Consider the following 19,281-nt stretch of genomic DNA (forward strand, 5'->3'; position numbering starts at 1 on the left):
TTCCTTACCCTCCGCGTGCCGGGGTCGACACGTCCGATAAGTCCGTTCAAAGCAACTTACGTACCATCGGCAACATCCGGCAACGCTTGGGCTCGGATTAGCATTTTAGCCACCGAACGCGGCCATTCTCCTGATGCCCAGCCTCCTTCGGCAACATGCAAAACGGCCAAAATGGCAAACCAAACCGTCGCGGTGCGCGTCCTATGCATTGACGCTGCCGCGCGCTGCGGTACGCTCATACGACTTGGACGAAACGTCTTTTGGTGACATTTCGCGGATTGCGATTGTCGCTGGCGCGTGGTACGGGTTGGCATCGTATGGTGTACCTGCCTACAATCTGCGAGAGACGCGACGCCAACGCCCCCGCCTCACCATGCGGCCCCGACCCGAAATCATCACGGGGCCAGTTCATGCCGATAACAGGTTAACGCACCCAACCCGGAGCTGACTCCGATGCACATGTTCGACTTCGTGAACCGATCCAACGCCGACTACATCGACCGCTTGTACCAGCAGTACCAGAAGGACCCTCGGTCCATCGACGAGCCCTGGCTCAGCTACTTCGCCGGCTTCGACGCCGGTGTCGGTCGGTCCGGCGTCGTCTCGCCCGCCAGCACCCTTCCCTCGGGCAACGGCGCCGATGGTGAGGCCGCGGCGCATCCGGCAATCCAGCTCGGTGACATCGGCGTGCAGAACCTCGTGCACACCTACCGCGAGCTCGGGCATACCGTCGCCAAGCTCGACCCGCTCGGTCACGATCGCCCGAACCACCCGCTGCTGGAACTGTCGCAGTTCGGCATCAGCCCCGCCGACCTCGATCGCAAGGTCAGCAACACGATGTTCTACGGCCAGTTCGACGGCACGCTGCGCGACCTCGTGCAGAAGCTGCGCGACACATACTGCCGCTGCATCGGCGTCGAATATCAGGACATCCCCGACAAGACTCAGCGCGAGTGGCTCGCCCAGCGCATGGAGCCGGTGCTGAACAAGCCGACCGTCTCCCCCGACCGCAAGCGCGAGATCCTCTACCAGATCACCGCCGCCCAGGGCTTTGAGGAGTTCCTGGCGACGAAGTACGTCGGTGGCAAGCGATTCAGCGTGGAAGGTGGCGAGGCGGTCATCCCGCTGCTGAACACGGTGATCGACGAGGGTGCCAACCATCAGGGCGTCGAGGAGTTCGTCACCGGCATGGCCCACCGCGGCCGGCTGAACGTGCTGGCGCACGTGATGAACAAGCCTTACGAGCAGATCATCAGCGAGTTCGAAGGCACCGCCCAGAACGGCAGCGACGAGGGCGACGGTGACGTGAAGTACCACCTGGGCTACAGCCAGGAACGCACGACCGCGGCCGGCAAGAACGTCCACCTGGCGCTGTCGTTCAACCCCAGCCATCTCGAGCTGGTCAACCCGGTCGTCGAGGGCATCGTGCGCGCCAAGCAGTACATGCGCGGCGACGACAAGCGCACGAAGGTCGTCCCGATCCTGATCCACGGCGACGCCGCGTTCGTCGGGCAGGGCATCGTGCAGGAAACCCTGGCGCTGTCGGAGATGCCCTACTGGCGCACCGGCGGCACGATCCACGTCATCGTGAACAACCAGATCGGCTTCACGACGATGCCCAAGCAGGGCCGCTTCACGCCCTACCCGACCGACATCGCCAAGGCCATTCAGGCCCCGATCTTCCACGTCAACGGTGACGACCCCGAGGCCGTCGCCTGGGTGGCCAAGCTGGCGATGGAGTTCCGCCAGCAGTTCCACGTCGACGTGATCATCGACCTCTGGTGCTACCGCCGGCACGGTCACAACGAGACCGATGAGCCGTCGTACACGCAGCCGCTGATGTACAAGGAGATCGATGCCCACCCGCGCCTGCGCGAGCTGTACGGCCAGCGCCTGGTCGGTGAGAACGCGATGAGCGAGACCGACCTCGACGAGATGAAGGCCGCCGCCCGCGCGCGCTTTGACAAGGCCTACGCGATCGCCAAGGAGAACCGCCCGCGCCCCGGCACCGGCACGTTCGGTGGCGTGTGGAAGGGCATGACCCGCGCCGGTGGGGACTGGACCGCCAAGACCAACGTCAGCGCCGACGTCCTCCGCCAGATCGCCGACGCCACCAGTAAGATCCCCGACGGCTTCACGGTCCACCCGAAGCTCAAGAAGCTCGTCCAGAACCGTGGCGACATGGGCCGCGGCAAGTTCCCGATCGACTGGGGTGGCGCTGAGCAGTTGGCAATGGCCAGCCTGCTGCTGGAGGGCACGCCGATCCGGTTTACCGGCCAGGACGCGCAGCGCGGGACGTTCAGCCATCGCCACGCCTGCCTGCACGACTACGAGACCGGCGCCAAGCACTACCCGCTGGCCAACATCAGCCCGAAGCAGGCGCCGTTCATCATCGTCAACACGATGCTGAGCGAGCTGGCCGTGCTCGGCTTCGAATATGGCTTCAGCAGCGCCGACCCGCGCAACCTGGTGATCTGGGAGGCGCAGTTCGGCGACTTCGTGAACGGCGCGATGCCGATCATCGACCAGTTCCTCGTGGCCGCCGAGAGCAAGTGGGGCAAGATGTGCGGCCTCGTGATGCTGCTGCCCCACGGTTACGAGGGCCAGGGTCCCGAGCATAGCAACGCCTACGTTGAGCGCTGGCTGCAGCTGTCGGCCGACAACAACATCCAGGTGGTCTACCCGTCGACGCCGGCGCAGTACTTCCACGTGTTGCGCCGCCAGATGAAACGCAGCTTCCGTAAGCCGCTGGTCATGTTCATGCCCAAGAGCATCCTGCGCTCCGACCAGTACGCGTCGCAGCTGGAGGAACTGACGCAAGGCGGCTTCCAGAACGTGATCGACGACCCGAGCGCCACCGACGCCAAGAAGATCAAGCGGCTGCTGCTGTGCAGCGGCAAGGTCTACTACACGCTGGCCAGCGCCCGGGCGAAGGCGAACATCACCGACACGGCGATCGTTCGCGTCGAGCAGCTCTACCCGTTCCCGCGGAAGGAGGTGGCCGCCATCCTGACCAAGTACGGCGCCGCCGAGGAGATCGGCTGGGCCCAGGAGGAGCCGAAGAACCGCGGCGCCTGGACGTACATCGACCCGCTGTTGCGTGAGATGCTGCCCGACTGGGCCACGCTGACCTACTTCGGCCGCGAAGAGGCCGCCAGCCCGGCGACCGGCTCGATGAAGATGCACAAAATTGAAGAGGAAGAGCTGATCGACCACGCGCTCGACCTGACGGGTCGCAATCGCGACGACGATGGCGGCGACGGTGCCAGCGCCACCCAAGGCGGTCCCAGCGGCGGCGGCAACGTCGCCAAGCAGGTGGCCGCCCAAGTGCCCGCGACGGCGCCGAAGAAGCAAGGCGTGAGCGGTTAAGGGCGTAGGGGATCGGACCCGGCGAGGGGCCAATTGTCATCCCGAGGGGAGCGGTAGCGACTCGAGGGATCTCGAACGACGGACCTTTCCGTCACTGAGATCCCTCAGGTCGCTACCGCTCCCCTCGGGATGGCACATTAGAACTGGCGGCCTCTAACTTCATTCTGTCTTCGGACTTCTCCGCTATCTCGGCCTCTTCATTCGGGCTTCCCAACCTTCCCCGTTGACAACGGCGCCCCCGCGCCCGACAACAACATCTGGACTTATCAAGGATTACCGAAATGCCGACCAATGTCGTTGTGCCATCGATGGGCGAGAGCGTGACCGAGGCCGTCCTGCTGCGTTGGATGAAGAAGGACGGTGACACGGTCGCGGCCGACGAGCCGATCGCCGAGCTCGAGACCGACAAGGCCAACGCCGACCTGCCCGCCCCGGCCGCCGGTGTGCTGCGCACGGTGAAGAATCCGGGCGACACGGTGCACGTGGGTGAGACGATCGCGCGCATCGACGAGGGCGGCGCCAAACCGGCCGCCAAGGCCGCGCCGGCCGAAGCTGCCAAGCCGCAAGCCGCCGCCGCGGGCGCATCGCCGAAGGGGCAAGGCTACGGCGACGGTGGCGCGACCGCCGCCCCACCATCGCTTGAGAAGGCCGGTGGCACGACCAAGCCCGAAGACCTCTCGCCGGCCGTCCGCAAGGCGGTCGCTGAGGGTGGGCTCGACGCGTCGAAGATCAGCGGCACTGGTCCTGGGGGTCGCATCACGAAGGAAGACGTCGCCGCCACGATCGCCGCCGGCACTGGCGCGGGTGGCAACGGTAGCGTCGATGCCACGAAGGACATCGCCCCGCCCGCCACCCCCAAGGCCGCGTCCCCGTCCCCCGGACCGCAGTCGCAGCCGCCGTCCAGCGGCTACGAGTCCGACGGCACCAAGCGCGTGCCGATGAGCAAGATCCGCAAGAAGATCGCCGAGAACCTCGTGCGCGCCCAGCAGACGGCCGCCATCCTCACGACGTTCAACGAGGTCGACCTCACCGAGATCATGGCGATCAGGGGCAAGTACAAGGAACGCTTCAACGAGGTCCACGGCATCGGCCTGGGCCTGATGAGCTTCTTCGTCCGCGCAACGGTGCTGGCACTGAAGGAGTTCCCCCGCGTCAACGCCTTCCTGGACGGCGACGACATCCTGTACCACGACTACGTCCACATGGGCATCGCCGTCAGCACCGACCGCGGCCTGGCCGTGCCGGTGATGCGCCACGCCGAGCAACTGTCGTTCGCCAAGATCGAAAGCGAGATCAAACGCCTCGCCGGCGCCACCCGCGAGGGCAAGCTGGCGCTGTCCGAACTGGGTGGCGGCACGTTCACGATCACCAACGGTGGCGTGTTCGGATCGATGCTCAGCACGCCCATCATCAACCCGCCCCAAAGCGGCATCCTGGGCATGCACAACATCGTCAAGCGCCCCATGGTGATCGGCGACAAGATCGAGATCCGGCAGATGATGTACCTCGCGCTGTCGTACGACCACCGCATGGTCGACGGCAAGGAATCGGTCAGCTTCCTCGTCCGCATCAAGCAATACCTGGAAGACCCGTCGCGCCTGATGCTGGAGATTTAAAAACGTCGAAAGATCGATGTGAAACAAACCGGGCGTGCTCAATCAATTGAGCACGCCCGCTGTTCGTTACGGACAATGCGATTGACGCAGCCAATCCAGGCATCGTCATCCGGAGGTACACCGAAGGATCTCGCCCTGTATTCACACGTAAAGCGAAAGAAGTTCTTCGAACTACCTCAGAGGGTGTTAAAGAACACGGTCGCGGCTGCCTTGCCGTGGCATGGGCGTCTCGCCCATGCATGTGGACTGGAATGCGAAGCTTCATTTGTTGGCCGCTGCGCCGACCAAGCCGCTGCAACCAATGCTGTCTTCTGGCCTCACCACACGCATGGGCGAGACGCCCATGCCACGGTCGGAGCGGACGCGGCATTGTTCTTTAACACCCTCTCAGGATGACCACATTCTGTCGAGTACGCAGATCGGTTTCATTATCTCCGCGGCGCGTCGAAGAACTCGACCGTCTCGGCGTTTCCATTGCTGAACCGAATCGCCATGCCCATGCGTCCGACGCGCGGAATCGGGTAGTACCAGACGTCGGCGTCGCGGTAATCGCGTACGGGCCGTTCCGATCCCACGAACGTCGCGATGCGCGGCGGACCCAGCACCGCCGCCACCACCGTCCGGCTGTTGCCGACGATCGCCTTGGCCAGTTGCGGCAGTGACATCCGCGCGTCGGCGATGCGCCGGCTGCCGAGGCGCATCATCAACCCCGCCACTACCCCCGCGGCCAGCATGGCGCCGCCGAGGCAGGCAATCAGGACATCGACGTTCGGTCGTCGCATGTACTCAATTATCGCGCGGGCCGGTGCTTCCGTACAAGTCGAAAATTCACGGCGGAGCGGTCGAGATGGTGGAGCGATCTTCCGCAAGCACCGTCATAGTAGTGGGCATGTACGAAGCGAGCACGGGATCGCTCCGACCGTGGCATGGGCGTCTCGCCCATGCGTGTAGTGAGGCCCAATTGATGGATTTGAGCCAACGGCTTGATCAGCGCGGCAGCCCACAAATCGCGTTCTCTGTTCCAGTCCACATGCATGGGCGAGATGCCCATGCCACGGCAAAGGCGAACGGGAACGTGCTACTGTGAGTCGTCCATGTATTGACGCGTTCGACTTTGCCAAGCTCATCCGCCGCGCCAATAATGACCCATGGATCTCCGTTCCGGTCGCCTCTTCTGGCCCAGCGTCAACGAACCGGCCCCCGACTTTCGCGCGATCGAATCGGATACCGCGTGCGACGTGGCGGTCATCGGCGCAGGCATCACCGGCGCGCTTTTGGCCGATCGGCTATCACAGGACGGCCACCGCGTGGTCGTGCTCGACCGCCGGCCAGTCTGCAGTGGCAGCACGCCGGCGAGCACGGGGTTGCTGCAGTACGAGATCGACACGCCGCTCATTCGATTGCGAAAGCTCTTCGGCGACGACCGCGCCAAGCGCGCCTACCGCGCTTCGTTCCGCACGCTGGCCGACTTTCGTGACCTGATCGCGGGGCTGGATGACGACTGCGGCCTCACCGGGCGGCCCAGCCTGTACCTCGCGTGCGAGCCGGACGATCTGGACGAGTTGCGCGCCGAGTGCAACGCCCGCCGATCGATCGACATCGCGGTCGACACGATCGATGGCGAAATGCTTCGGCGATCGTTCGGCATTGATCGGCCCGGGGCGCTCTGGTCGACGCAGGCGATGGAGGTCGACCCGCTGCGCCTGTCGCTGGCGCTGCTTCGTCGGGCCGTGTGCAACGGAACGCGCATCTTTCCCGGCACGGAAGTCGCGCAGTACGAGCCCGATGCCGACGGCGTCACGCTTCGCACCAGCCGTGGCTTCACCGTTCGCGCCGCCCACGTCGCCTTCGCCACGGGCTACGAGACGCCGGCGTTCCTCGACCAATCCGTCTGCACGCTCAAAAGCACGTATGCGCTCGCCAGTAAGCCGCTGGACGGCTTCCTTCCCTGGCGCGAGCGCTGCCTGATCTGGGAGAGCGGCCAGCCCTACTTCTACGCCCGCACCACCGGTGACGACCGCATGATGATCGGCGGCGAGGACGACGACTTCGCCGACCCAGTCGCCCGCGACGCGCGCATCGGCAGTAAGGCCGACAATCTCGTCGGCAAGTTTCGCGACCTGTTCCCCGCGCTCCCAATCGAGCCCGAGTTCCGCTGGGCCGGCACATTTGCTGAGACGAAGGACGGCCTGCCCTACATCGGCACGACGCCCCAGTTCCCCCGCGGTTACCTCGCGCTCGGCTACGGTGGCAACGGCATCACCTACAGCCTGATCGCCAGCCAGATCATCGCCGACCGCCTGGCCAGCCGCCCCAACGCTGATGCCGAGCTGTTCGCGTTCGACCGGGCCATCGCGCAACAGGACTGACGCGCGCGCGTCCCTTGTTCCAAGGGTCGGCCTTCTGCACAATCGCGTGCGTGCCCCAGACCGAACTTTCCCCCACGCATCGCCGGTTCATGCTGGCCACCATACTCGTGCTCGCAGCGCTCATGCGGCTGGTGGGCAGCGCGCCGCCCGGCGTGCACGTGGACGAGGCATCCAACGCCTGGAACGCGTGGTGCCTTCTGAACCTTGGCACCGACGAGCACTTCCAAACGCTTCCCACCTTCTACACCGGCTCGTTCGGCGACAATCGCAGCGCGCTGTACCTCTACTTCCTCATGCCGTTTCAGGCGGTCTTCGGGTTCAGCGCGTACACGACGCGCCTGCCAGCGGTGTTCGGGGGCATCGCGTCGGTCGGGCTGATGTACGTCGTGGGCAAGCGCCTGTTCGACGCGCGGGTGGGCCTGGCCGCGGCGTTCCTGATGGCGCTGACACCGTGGCAGGTCTTCAGCAGTCGCTGGGGCCACGAGTCCAGCATCGCGCCGCTGCTCGTGCTAAGTTCCGTCGCTGCGCTGTTGTGGGCCGGCGCGCCGTTCACGGGTCAGGCACGGCCGATGACGCCGATGCGCGGCTTCGTCGCCGGCGCGATCTGCGGCCTGGCCTGTTACGGCTACGCCGCGGTGCGGATCGCGCTGCCGGTGCTGCTGATCGCGATCACGCTGGCGACGCTGAAGCACTGGATCGACGCGCTGCGCGACCCGACGCGCCGCTGGGGCGTCGCCGCGATGGCGCTGGGCGTGCTGGTGACGTTCGCGCCGCTCGTTCATCGTCATCTGACCGATGACGGCATCAACACGCGCGGCAACCTCACGTGGGTCTGGGACGCGTCCGACCCGACCACCACGCGCATCGCGAAGGTCGTCGACCGCTATCCCGCCCACTTCGGCCCGACGTATTTGTTCCTGGACCGCAACGACGATCCGACCCAGTCGATGCCGCCGGGCTTCGGCGTGCTGCACTGGTACGCGCTGCCGTTCCTGCTGGTGGGCGTGGTGGTGCTGGCCCGGCGAACGTGGTCTTCGCCGGCGGCGCGGGTGGCGGTCGTCGCGCTGCTGGCGTACCCGGCCGGTGACCTGCTCAGCAGCCACGCCGGCCCGAACACGCTGCGCTCGCTGGCCGGCCTGCCGTGGATGGAATTGACCACCGGCGTCGGCCTTGTGGCGTGCTACGTGCTGCTGCGCGAGCGATGGCGCTGGCCGGCCATCGCCACGATGGGCGTCGTGGGCATCGCGTTTGGCGGCCTGTTCCTGTGGCAGTTGGACCGCGATTTCCGCACCGACCCGGCCCGCTGGAGCGTCCGCACGATGGACATCGCCGCTGCGGTCGACTGGCTGCAGCCGCGGCTGCGCGATTGCGATGCGGTCTTCTGGACGCAGAAGGACACGTCGTTCGTCTACGCGCCGATGCTCGTCTACCTGCAGGCGTCGCCTCGCATGTGGCTGGACGAACCGGTGGCCCGCTCGCGCAGCGTCGGGGAACGTTTCCAAGCCGCCGACCTCGTGTGGCAGGTGGGCAAGCACCACTTCATGTTCACGCACGAGTTCGTCGGCCCCGCCGTCGCCGGCCTCGGTCGCGGTCCACGCGTGGCGTACATCGTGCGGCCGGGCGAGCTCGATCTGGACAAAGACGTCAAACCCAGCGCCGAGATTCTCGGCCCCGATGGGAAGGTGAGCCTGCAGCTGTTCGACCTGCAGTATTGATTGGGCGCGCCGTTGGTAACCCCTGATCCGCCGTTCGGAACCGGGACGCCGACGAGTTCCACCCCCGTCGGCGATCACGTCGCCCATTGCGACACCGCTCGCCCCTCTTCTGTAGGACAGGCATTCCTGCCTGTCTCTCCCCCCGCTCTCCCCCCGTATTCTCTTTGCCTCTCTTCTGTGGCACAGGCATTCTTGCCTGTGTGGCGCTAGCCGCGATAACGAAGAGGCAGAGACGCGAAGGCGCGAAGGAGGACACGAAGAAAAGTGCAGCGCGTTGCGCGGGTTTCACCGCAACTGCGCAGCGCGTCCGTAGAGATGGATAGTTGGCTCTTTGACAATTGAATAGGCGATGCCGCGGACAAGGCCATAACCCGTCGTCGTCACCCGATGGTGCACAATGGTGCAAAATGGTGCACGAAATCGCGTTCTGCCTTACCCAAACCGCCGCCAGGGTATTGTGTTGCGGTTTCCTTCGCGCTTCCTTCGTGTCTTCGCGCCTTCGCGTCTCTTAAATCCTGTCGATGGGAGCGCAACGCAAAGAGAGAGAGAGAGAGAGACAAGAATGTTCGTCCCACCCTATGAAGGGCAAAGGCAGAAGAGACACAGGCAGGAATGCATGTGCCACAGAAGACAGAATACGGGGGGAGAGGCAGACGGGGGGAGAGACAAGCAGGAATGCCTGTCCTACAGAAGAACGACGCCACGGTCACTTACCGTACTTGTCCTTCCACGCGCGCAGGAGTTCGTGGGCCTGCAGGGGAGAGAGCGAATCGAGTTGGGTTCCCGCCAGCGTCGTCAGCAGCTCTTTCGCGGGGTCGACGAACAGGGTGAGCTGCGAATCGTCCACCTCGCGGTCGGCCTTCTTGCCGCGGCTGATGCGGGGCTTGCCGACGTGCTGGACGGCCAGTTCACCCAGCAATTGGCGGGCGCGTTCGAGGACGGGCTTCGGGACGCCGGCGAGGCGGGCGACGTGAATGCCGTAGCTGCGGTCGGTGCCGCCTTCGACGATGCGGTGCAGGAAGATCACCTGATCCTCCCACTCGCGCACGGCCACGTTCAGGTTCTTCACGCCGGTGAAACGGTTGGCCAGGTCGGTCAGCTCGTGATAGTGCGTCGCGAAAAGCGTGTGGCACTTCACGGTGGCCGCGACGTGCTCGCTGATCGCCCAAGCGAGGCTCAGGCCGTCCAGCGTGCTCGTGCCGCGACCGATTTCGTCTAAGACGACGAGGCTGCGATCGGTGGCATTGTTGAGGATGTTGGCCGTCTCGGTCATCTCGACCATGAAGGTCGATTGGCCGCCATGCAGTTCGTCGCTCGCGCCGATGCGGGTGAAGAGGCGATCGCGTAAACCCACTGTTGCGCTCTTGGCCGGCACGTAGCTGCCGACGTGCGCCAGCAGCGTGATGAGCGCAACCTGGCGGATGTACGTGCTCTTACCGGCCATGTTCGGCCCGGTGATGAGCGAGAGCGAGTCCCGCTCGCCGAACGTGGTGTCGTTGGCGACGAACTCGCTGCCGAGTTGTTGTTCCAGCACGGGATGGCGCCCATCGATGATCGACAGCACGCGGTCTTCCGTCACCATCGGTCGGCAGTACTTGCGTTCGGCTGCCAGAGAAGCGAGCGCGCTTAGCACGTCGATGCGCGCCAAGGCCAGCGCCATCTCTTGGAACGTCGCGACATGAGGCAGGAGCGTTTGCCGGACGTTCTCAAAGAGTGATTGCTCGAGCGCGATCGCCTTGTCCTGCGCGCCGAGGGCCTCGCTCTCGAAGGACTTTAGCTCGGTCGTGATGTAGCGTTCGCTGTTGGTCGTGGTCTGCTTGCGGGTCCAATTGGCCGGCGCCTTGTCCTTGTGGACGTTGGTTACCTCGATGTAGTAGCCGAAGACCTTGTTGTACCCCACTTTCAGGTTGGGGATGTTCGCCTCGGTCGCCAGTTGCGATTGGTAACGGGCGAGCCATTGCTGGCTGTTGGTGCCGATGTCGCGCAGGCGGTCGAGTTCGGCATCGAACCCGGTCGCGATGACGCCGCCCTCGCGCAGGTGTGGGGCGGGTTCGGGCTGGATCGCGCTGCGAAGGTAGGCCGCCTGCCCTTCCACGAAGGGTCGCAGTTGGGCCAGATCCGGCGCGACGGTCTCGGCGGCCCGCAGGGCGGCCAGGCGGTCGATCAGCGCCGGTAGCGATTCGAGGCAACGCCCCAGCGACGCCAGATCGCGCGGGTTGGCCCGCCCCACCGCGATCCGGCCGACGATGCGCTCGATGTCGCAGACGTCGTCCAATGCCGCGGCGATCTCTTTCAATGCGGTCGGCTCGTCCAACAGCGCCGCGATGGCGCTCTGCCGCGCCAGGATGTGTTCCAGATCGCGCAGCGGTGTGCGCAGCCATTGCCGGAGCAACCGGCCACCCATCGTCGTGCGTGTGCGGTCGATGGCGGATAAGAGCGATCCCTCGGTTCCACCGCTGCGCACGGTGCGGTCGATCTCCAGGCTGCGCCAACTGGCGGGGTCGATCAGCAGATGATCTTCAATCGCGTGACGGCGCATCGGGCGGATGTGGGCCAGCGCCGACCGCTGGGTTTCTTCGAGGTACGTTAGCACCGCGCCACAGGCGAGCACGGCGGCGTCGTCGTCGGTGAAGCCAAAGCCACCAGCGGTCTTGGCCTGCCATTGCCGCTGCAACTGCTCGCGCGCATGGTGCGGCGTGAACTGCCAGCCGGGTCGGGTGGTTACGGTACCGATGCCCAGCTTGCCGATCGCCGCCCCCACCGCGTGCGGTTGGCCACTGGGCAACTCGGGGATCAGCACCTCCGCGGGCCGCAGGCGGGCGATCTCGTCGATCACCTGCCCCTCGTTGCCGCTCATGGCGACGCAGGCACCGGTCGACAGTTCGACCCAAACCAACCCGGCCCGGTAACCGTCGCTCTTGCTGACGCCAAACGCGACGGCGGCCACGAAGTTGTCGTTGCGGCCGTCCAGCAGCGCGTCGTCGGTCAGCGTGCCGGGCGTCATCAGCCGCACGACCTCGCGCTTCACCAGACCCTTGGCCAGGGCGGCGTCTTCCATCTGCTCGCAGATCGCCACCTTATGACCGGCGGCGATCATCTTGCGCAGGTAGTTCTCGACGGCGTGGAACGGGATGCCCGCCATCGGGATCTCGTCCGGCGAACCCTTGTTGCGACTGGTGAGCGCCACGCCCAGCACCTTGGCGGCGGTCTTAGCGTCCTCCCAGAACATCTCGTAGAAGTCGCCCATGCGAAAAAACAGCACGTAGCCCGGGTGCTGGGCCTTGAACTGCTGATACTGCCGCATGGCTGGCGACAGCGCTTTTTCCGGGGCTGGAGTTGGTACGGCGGCGTCGTGCATCGGGGGCGAGCGAGGGTACGCCGGGCGTGGTTTGCGATCAAGAAACAGAGGATGAACCGCCAAGAACGCCCAGGAAGAAGAGCGAGGATGGAGGAATGAGAAACGAACGTCCGCACTCCGGTTGCCGCTTGCGGCTTAGGAGTGGTTTCAAGACGTCTCGTTACCCGTACCACGGGCGGCTCGCCCGTGGTCATTTGCGAAGAAACGGGCGGGCCGCCCGTTGTACGGGGGGTTTTGAAAGAGCTTCTTAGCCGTCCGCGCTTTCCATCCTCCATCCTAAATCTTCCATCTTCGTTTTTTCTTTCTCTTTAGCGTCCTTGGCGGTTCGATCGCTTTTTCCTTTCCCCCTGCCAATGCATCCCTTATGATCCGACTTCCCGGTGGATGGAGTGAAACGAGGAACTCACGAGGGCCTCCGGGATGTTTGAAGGATATGAATCTGACGGCCTGTACGACGAGATGTTCGCGTCGGCGGGGGTTCCGCGCGAACATTACGGGCCCGTCACCACCCGCCTGCAGAGCATGGGTCACGACGCCGTCACCCGACGGCTTCGCATGGCCGACGTCTCGTTCCGCAATCAGGGCATCACGTTCGCGGTCTACGGCGACAATCGCGGTGTCGAGAAAACGATGCCGTTCGACCTCGTGCCCCGCATCGTGCCATCGGACGAGTGGGCCACGATCGAAAAGGGCCTGGCCCAGCGCCTGACGGCGCTCAACATGTTCTGCCAGGACATCTACCACGAACAACGAATCCTGCGTGAGGGCGTGATTCCGCCCGAGCTGATCTACGGCGCCCAAAGCTTCCGCCGGGAAATGTTCGGCGTGAACGTGCCGAAGAACGTCTACATCCACATCTGCGGCACCGACCTGATCCGCGGCGCCGATGGCCTCTACTACGTGCTGGAGGACAACGGCCGCACGCCCAGCGGCGTGTCGTACGTGCTGGAGAACCGCGCGGTGATGAAGCGCGTCTTCCCCGCCCTGTTCAGCGCCTACCGCGTGCGGGCGATTGAAGATTACCCCTACAACCTGCTGCAGTGCCTGAAGTACGTCGCCCCGCCGCACGCTGAGAATCCGCACATCGCGGTGCTGACGCCGGGCATCTACAACAGCGCGTATTTCGAGCACAGTTTCCTCGCGCGGCAGATGGGCGTGGAACTGGTGGAAGGGCGCGACCTGCTGGTCGACAACGCCTTCGTCTACATGCGCACCACCAGCGGCCTGCGGCGGGTGGACGTGATCTATCGCCGCGTGGACGACAATTTCTTGGACCCGCTCGCCTTCCGCCCCGACAGCGTGCTCGGCGTGGCCGGCATTATGAACGCCTACCGGCTGGGCAACGTGGCCCTCGTGAACGCCCCCGGCACCGGCGTCGCCGACGATAAGGCGATCTACCCGTTCGTGCCGGACATGATCAAGTTCTACCTGGGCCAGGACGCCATCCTGCCCAACGTGCCGACCTACATCTGTGCCCGCGATCAGGACCGCAAGTACGTCCTGGACAACCTGGACAAACTCGTGGTGAAGGCCACCAACGAGTCCGGCGGCTACGGCATGCTCATGGGCCACCAAGCAACCAAGGACGAACGCGCGAAGTTCGCTGAGAAGATCAAAGAGGACCCGCGAAACTACATCGCGCAGCCGATCATCCAGCTCAGCCAGCACCCGAGTTTGGTCGGTGACCATTTTGAAGGTCGACGGATCGACCTGCGCCCATATCTACTGTACGGCGAGAAGGTCATCGTCATGCCGGGCGGCCTGACGCGCGTTGCGCTGCGAAAGGGCAGCCTTGTCGTCAACAGCAGCCAAGGGGGTGGCAGCAAGGATACCTGGGTGCTGGACGATGGGTCGGAGGATGAGGAGTAAGCAAGTTCCCTCTCCCGGTACTCCGGGAGAGGGTTAGGGTGAGGGTGATTTTGATGGACGGGCGTCGCCAGCCGTTCGAAATCACCCTCACCCAGCCTCTCCCGGAGTACCGGGAGAGTGGCCGGAACAAGCCAGCAGCGCCGATGAAGCGTTATGAACATGAACAGCCCACAATCCCAACTCACCTCCGGCCCGGCGACAGCGTACGGGGCGAAGGTGAACCAGCACTCGCGGCCGATCCTGGCGCGCGACGCCGACTCGATCTATTGGATGAGCCGTTACGTCGAGCGTGCCGAGCACGTCGCGCGGCTGCTGCTGATCAACACGAACCTGCTGGTCGACGTCGGCGACCTGGCGCCGGCGCTGGAGCAGCGCATGTGGCAGAGCATGCTGACGATCATGCACTTGCCGCCGCTGGAGATCGCCGAGGACGACGAGCGCAACGTCGGCCAGCTGATCGCGCGGCACATGACCTTCGACCGCGAGAACCCCAACAGCCTCTACAACTGCATCTGCCGGGCCCGCGACAACGCGCGCGGCATTCGCGAGCACATCTCTTCGGAGATGTTCGAGAACATCAACACGCTCTACTGGTTCATCCGTTCCGACGAGGCCGTGGCCCGGTTCGAGGAATCGCCCGAAGAGATCTACCGGCAGGTGATGGCCGGCGCGATGCTGTTCGAGGGCCTGACCGATCAGACGCTGGCGCACGACCAGCGGTGGCAGTTCGCGCAGCTGGGCAAGTTCCTGGAGCGCATCGACGTGACCACGCGCGTGATCGACACGAAGTTCGCGATCCTCAGCAGCGCCGAGGCCTCGCTGGAAACGCCGCTGCGCAACATCCACTGGATGGCGGTGCTGCGGTGCTGCTGCAGCATCGAACATTACCGCCGCATGTTCGTCGGTGACATGGATCCGCTGAACGTCGCGGCATTCCTGATTCTGCAGCGGAACTTCCCGCGCAGCATAAGGTACTGCGTCGAAGGCGCCCACGAGGCGATCGCCGGCATTCGCGGCGACGCCAACCCCGGCAGCATCGACCCCGCCGAGCGCATCCTCGGTCGCCTCGATACCCAACTGGAGTACGCCGAGCTCCAGGAGATTCTCGCCGAAGGCCTGCCGGCATATTTGCAGCGCATCCAGGCCGCGGTGAACGACACGGCGCTGGCGGTGCAGAAGACATACTTTTTACATTAAGCCCTAAACCCCAAGCCCCAATGACCAACAAAGGCTCAATCACCAATGACCAAGAAAGCCACGCCACAGAGATGGTGCCTGGCCTGATTGGGATTTGGTCATTGGTCATTTGTTGGTCATTGGGGCTTGGTCATTGAGTCGTCCAACATGCTTCTCAAGATCAAACATCAAACCGACCTCCTCTACTCCGACCTGATCAGCGAGAGCGTGATGGAGCTGCGCATGGGGCCACGGCAGGAGAACGACCAGCATCGGTTGTCGTTCAGCCTGGCGATCGGGCCGGCGTCGCCGGCGGCCAGTTACTTCGACTGGCTGGGGAACATCGTGCACGCGTTCACCGTCAACGCGTTCCACGCGAGCATCCGCATCGTCGCCACCAGCGTCGTGGAGATCGATCGACCCAAAGCCGAGGTCGAACGCTTCGCCGACCAATGGCCGTTGCCCCCCGGGGCGGCCGGGTACACGTGCTACGACTACCTGCACTTCGGCGGGCCGATCGTCGACTCGCCGGCGCTAAGGCAACTGGTCGAGATGATCAACCCGAAACCGGGCGCGTCGCTTGGCGAGTTGGCGCTGCGCATGCTGCATTTGATTGACGAGAAGTTCGTCTACAAGACCGGCGTCACCAACTTCGCCAGCCCGATCACCGACGTGCTCGACAGTGGCGCCGGCGTCTGCCAGGACTTCACGCACCTGATGATCGGCATGAGCCGTGCCATTGGCGTGCCGGCGCGGTACGTCAGTGGATACGTGCACCCCGACAGCGACAACTTCCGCGGGTTCACGCAGACGCACGCCTGGTGCGAACTGTTCTTCCCCTCGGCCGGCTGGGTGGGGTTCGACCCGACGAACAAGTGCGTGGTCGGCCCCAACTTCATCAAGGTCGCCATCGGCCGCGACTTCCGCGACGTGCCACCCAACCGCGGCGTCTACCGTGGCAAGGCGAGCGAGTCGATCGACGTGAAGGTGCACACCGAGGTCCTACCCGCCATTCCCGGTGAGCTCGCCGCCGAACGCGTGCACTCGTTGCCCGTCCCCACCTACCCCGCCGGCTACAACATCCACCGCGAGATGATCAACCAACAGCAGGAACAGCAGCAGCAACAAAACAGCGGCGTCCACTTCGCCCGCACGGTCTGACCCTCGCGCGTCCCCACTCTCTCTTCTGTAGGACAGGCATTCCTGCCTGTCTCTCCATCCCGTCTGCCTCTCCCCCCCGTATTCTGTGGCACAGTCATTTCTGCCTGTGTCTCTACCTTTTCGTGGGACGGGCATCTTTGTCTGTCGCTCTTTGCGTTGCGCTTCTATCGACAGAGAGTAAGAGACGCGAAGGCGCGAAGACGCGAAGGCGCGAAGACGCGAAGCAAACGCGAAGGACATCACAACCTGCTGTCGTGGCGGCGGTTTGGGTAAGCCGAAACGCGAATCCGTGCACCATTGTGCACCATTTTGCACCATCGGGTGAACGGGACAGGGCTGGCGGGTTCTCGGGCGTCGGCTATTCACTTGTCAAAGAGCACACTATCCATCTCTACGCTCGCGCTGCGCGATTGACGTGCAGCAGGCGCAACACCCACTGATTTCCTTCGCGTCCTCCTTCGCGTCTTCGCGCCTTCGCGTCTCTGCCTCCCCCTCTCACTCAATCGCCCTACCGCATCCTCCACGATCGCCGTACCATGCGAACCATGGCGGACGTTTCCCTTCAATCCTTGTGCGAGTTGGGCCAGGCGCAGCTCGTTGAGACGCAGTATTTGACCTCGATCGCCACGTTCGTGCAGGCCGAGCGGATCGCGTGGGAGTCGGGCGATCTGGAGACGCTGTCGCGGCTGTACTTTCCCCTGCAGGAAGCCCGGCGACAGGCACGGCAGCGATGCGGTGAAGGCATCGTCAAGCTGGACCTGATCGCCAGCGGCCCGAACGACGCTTCGATCGATGCCGACCGAATCGTCGGCCAATGCCCGCACGGCCAACTGCTGGTGGCGGGTTGGGGAAGCATTCGACCCGCGATGGACGTGCGCAACCTCGCGATGGCGCGCGGGCTGTACCTCGAGACCTTCCTCGGGGCCGTCTACCCAATCACCGGTGGCGGGCGTGCGGTGGCGATCGTACCGCTGGACGACGCGAAATTGCCGGAGCCGACCGAGCGGTCGATCGACGCCCTGCTGCCGTTGCTGCCGCCGCACAGCATGGTGTTGCCAGCGTCGCAGTTGCCCGCCGGCGAGCGTCGCGGCACCACGCAGACGTTCGCCGAGACGATGGCGATGTGGGAACAACTTCACGCGCCGTTCCTGGCCGCGGCCGACGCGAGCGTGGATCTGCTGCAGCGCATGCAAGGGTATCGAAAGACGCTGCGCGTGGATGGCGGGTGCGAACTGGCGCATCAGCGCCTGGCGATCACGGCGCGCGAGCTCGATCGGACGCGACGATCGCAACAGGCCTCGCGACACGTCCCGTTCGATGCGGATTAATTTGGGATTCAGTTTCCTCCTCATATAGCCCCGGGCTTGCCCGGGTTCTTCTTGCGAGAACGAATTCCCCGGGCAAGCCCGGGGCTATATCGCGCCACGAACAGACGCCCGTCATCCCGATCATCGTGCCCCACCACTTCTCGCGTTAACGCCCAAGCTCGCCCGTGCTACAACGGTTGCCGATCTACAAGGAGCGGACGATGCGATTCGGCATGGGTGGCCTCGGTGGTTTCGGTCGTCGGCCTCGCGGAGGTGGCGGTGGGCGCGGGCGGTTGATGATCGGCGTGGTCATCGCGATCGTCGCGCTCGTGAGCTACTTCGGCAAGGAGAAGATCACCAATCCTGAAACCGGCGAGTCGTACCGCAGGGCGATGAACGAGGACCAGCAGAAGGCGCTCGGCCTGCAGGCGGTGCAGGAGATGGTGCCCCAGATGGGTGGCGAGATCGACCCCGCGCGCGACCCCGCTGCCGCGCTCGTGGACGAGGTGGGCGCCAAGCTGGTGCGAGAGAGCGGCGCTTCGAAGACACCGTTCGCCGACAACTTCAACTTCTTCCTGATCAACGACCCCAACACGATCAACGCCTTCGCATTGCCCGGCGGGCAGGTTAGCATCACGCGCGGCCTCTATGACCGATTGGAAGACGAATCTCAGGTCGCCGGTGTGATCGGTCACGAGATCGGTCACGTCGTTGCCGAGCACAGCGCCCAACAGATGGCCAAGGGCGAACTCGGCCGGACGTTGGCGGTGGCGGTTGGTGTGGGCAGCGAGGATAACCGCGTCGCCATGGCCAGCATGATGGCCAACCAAATGCTCCAACTAAAGTATGGCCGCGACGACGAACGCCAGAGCGACGAGCTCGGCCTGAAGTACATGGTGCAAGCCGGCTACCACCCCGAAGGCATGCTTGGCGTGATGAAGGTTCTGCAGGAAGCCAGTGGCGGCGGCCGCCAGCCGGCGTTCATGGCGTCGCACCCGCATCCTGAAGAACGGCTGAAGACGATTCAGAAGTTCCTGGATGAGAACAAGGAGAAGTTAGCTGAGATGAACCTCACCCGCGGGCGGAAGCTGCGGTGAGCGTTCGTCCCAATGTTTGATCCAGCAGTCAATACGCCTTTGGCAACAAGCCACTCCCTCTCCCTCCGGGAGAGGGCAGGGGTGAGGGCCGTCGTTACGAGCGGCTCTCGGTACCGCACGCTTCGCTCCCACGTTCGCACTCCGATAAGATCGCTTCCAACACCGCGACCAGGTGCAGCCTCACATCGACGTTGAGAAATCGAACCACCCGCATCCCATTTCGTTGCAAGTACGCAGTTCGCGA

General features: G+C 64.4%; 11 protein-coding genes. 9 read left to right on the forward strand and 2 right to left on the reverse strand.

The window, feature by feature from the left end; translation table 11 throughout:
- Positions 1 to 453: 453 nt before the first annotated feature.
- The gene (locus VGN72_02305) at positions 454 to 3,369 is read left to right on the forward strand and encodes a 2-oxoglutarate dehydrogenase E1 component (GenBank protein ID HEV7298168.1); all 2,916 of its coding nucleotides are present in this window, start codon (positions 454 to 456) and stop codon (positions 3,367 to 3,369) included.
- 281 nt (positions 3,370 to 3,650) lie between these two features.
- A complete protein-coding gene (odhB, locus tag VGN72_02310; protein HEV7298169.1) occupies positions 3,651 to 4,985 on the forward strand; it encodes a 2-oxoglutarate dehydrogenase complex dihydrolipoyllysine-residue succinyltransferase in 1,335 nt (444 codons plus the stop codon).
- Positions 4,986 to 5,413: 428 nt separating this feature from the next.
- On the opposite strand, the gene VGN72_02315 is transcribed toward odhB, so the two are convergent.
- Positions 5,414 to 5,767: a hypothetical protein gene (locus VGN72_02315; protein ID HEV7298170.1), complete on the reverse strand. Its 354-nt coding sequence runs from the start codon at positions 5,765 to 5,767 to the stop codon at positions 5,414 to 5,416.
- A gap of 366 nt (positions 5,768 to 6,133) precedes the next feature.
- On the opposite strand from VGN72_02315, the gene VGN72_02320 reads away from it, so the two are divergent.
- Together VGN72_02320 and VGN72_02325 are read left to right on the forward strand one after the other, a co-directional pair.
- Complete coding sequence (locus VGN72_02320; protein ID HEV7298171.1) at positions 6,134 to 7,354, forward strand: FAD-binding oxidoreductase; 1,221 nt, start codon at positions 6,134 to 6,136, stop codon at positions 7,352 to 7,354.
- 50 nt (positions 7,355 to 7,404) lie between these two features.
- Positions 7,405 to 9,069 carry a glycosyltransferase family 39 protein gene (locus VGN72_02325; protein ID HEV7298172.1) on the forward strand — a complete coding sequence of 555 codons (1,665 nt, stop codon included), beginning with the start codon at positions 7,405 to 7,407 and terminating at the stop codon, positions 9,067 to 9,069.
- Between the two features lie 706 nt (positions 9,070 to 9,775).
- Here VGN72_02325 and mutS read toward each other — a convergent pair.
- Positions 9,776 to 12,427, reverse strand: a complete 2,652-nt coding sequence (mutS, locus tag VGN72_02330) for a DNA mismatch repair protein MutS (protein ID HEV7298173.1) — start codon at positions 12,425 to 12,427, stop codon at positions 9,776 to 9,778.
- A 420-nt stretch (positions 12,428 to 12,847) separates the two neighbouring features.
- On the opposite strand from mutS, the gene VGN72_02335 reads away from it, so the two are divergent.
- The 5 genes from VGN72_02335 to VGN72_02355 all read left to right on the forward strand — a co-directional run bounded on the left by VGN72_02335 (position 12,848) and on the right by VGN72_02355 (position 19,037).
- The gene (locus VGN72_02335) at positions 12,848 to 14,296 is read left to right on the forward strand and encodes a circularly permuted type 2 ATP-grasp protein (protein ID HEV7298174.1); all 1,449 of its coding nucleotides are present in this window, start codon (positions 12,848 to 12,850) and stop codon (positions 14,294 to 14,296) included.
- Between the two features lie 159 nt (positions 14,297 to 14,455).
- Positions 14,456 to 15,493, forward strand: a complete 1,038-nt coding sequence (locus VGN72_02340) for an alpha-E domain-containing protein (GenBank protein ID HEV7298175.1) — start codon at positions 14,456 to 14,458, stop codon at positions 15,491 to 15,493.
- 147 nt (positions 15,494 to 15,640) lie between these two features.
- Entirely contained in the window at positions 15,641 to 16,633 is a 993-nt protein-coding gene (locus tag VGN72_02345) for a transglutaminase family protein (protein ID HEV7298176.1), read from the forward strand.
- 545 nt (positions 16,634 to 17,178) lie between these two features.
- On the forward strand, positions 17,179 to 17,961 hold the full coding sequence (locus VGN72_02350; GenBank protein ID HEV7298177.1) for a hypothetical protein: 783 nt from the start codon (positions 17,179 to 17,181) through the stop codon (positions 17,959 to 17,961).
- Positions 17,962 to 18,161: 200 nt separating this feature from the next.
- Positions 18,162 to 19,037, forward strand: coding sequence for a M48 family metalloprotease (locus tag VGN72_02355; GenBank protein HEV7298178.1), 876 nt, complete (start codon positions 18,162 to 18,164; stop codon positions 19,035 to 19,037).
- Positions 19,038 to 19,281: the final 244 nt, after the last annotated feature.

Source organism: Tepidisphaeraceae bacterium (assembly GCA_035998445.1).
In the GTDB taxonomy this organism is placed as follows: Bacteria; Planctomycetota; Phycisphaerae; order Tepidisphaerales; family Tepidisphaeraceae; genus DASYHQ01.

Excerpts from the sequence above, each read along its gene's own strand:
- VGN72_02305 (HEV7298168.1), top strand. The coding sequence starts at position 454 with ATGCACATGTTCGACTTCGTGAACCGATCCAACGCCGACTACATCGAC.
- odhB (HEV7298169.1), top strand. The coding sequence starts at position 3,651 with ATGCCGACCAATGTCGTTGTGCCATCGATGGGCGAGAGCGTGACCGAG.
- VGN72_02315 (HEV7298170.1), bottom strand. The coding sequence starts at position 5,767 with ATGCGACGACCGAACGTCGATGTCCTGATTGCCTGCCTCGGCGGCGCC.
- VGN72_02320 (HEV7298171.1), top strand. The coding sequence starts at position 6,134 with ATGGATCTCCGTTCCGGTCGCCTCTTCTGGCCCAGCGTCAACGAACCG.
- mutS (HEV7298173.1), bottom strand. The coding sequence starts at position 12,427 with ATGCACGACGCCGCCGTACCAACTCCAGCCCCGGAAAAAGCGCTGTCG.
- VGN72_02335 (HEV7298174.1), top strand. The coding sequence starts at position 12,848 with ATGTTTGAAGGATATGAATCTGACGGCCTGTACGACGAGATGTTCGCG.
- VGN72_02340 (HEV7298175.1), top strand. The coding sequence starts at position 14,456 with ATGAACAGCCCACAATCCCAACTCACCTCCGGCCCGGCGACAGCGTAC.
- VGN72_02345 (HEV7298176.1), top strand. The coding sequence starts at position 15,641 with ATGCTTCTCAAGATCAAACATCAAACCGACCTCCTCTACTCCGACCTG.
- VGN72_02350 (HEV7298177.1), top strand. The coding sequence starts at position 17,179 with ATGGCGGACGTTTCCCTTCAATCCTTGTGCGAGTTGGGCCAGGCGCAG.
- VGN72_02355 (HEV7298178.1), top strand. The coding sequence starts at position 18,162 with ATGCGATTCGGCATGGGTGGCCTCGGTGGTTTCGGTCGTCGGCCTCGC.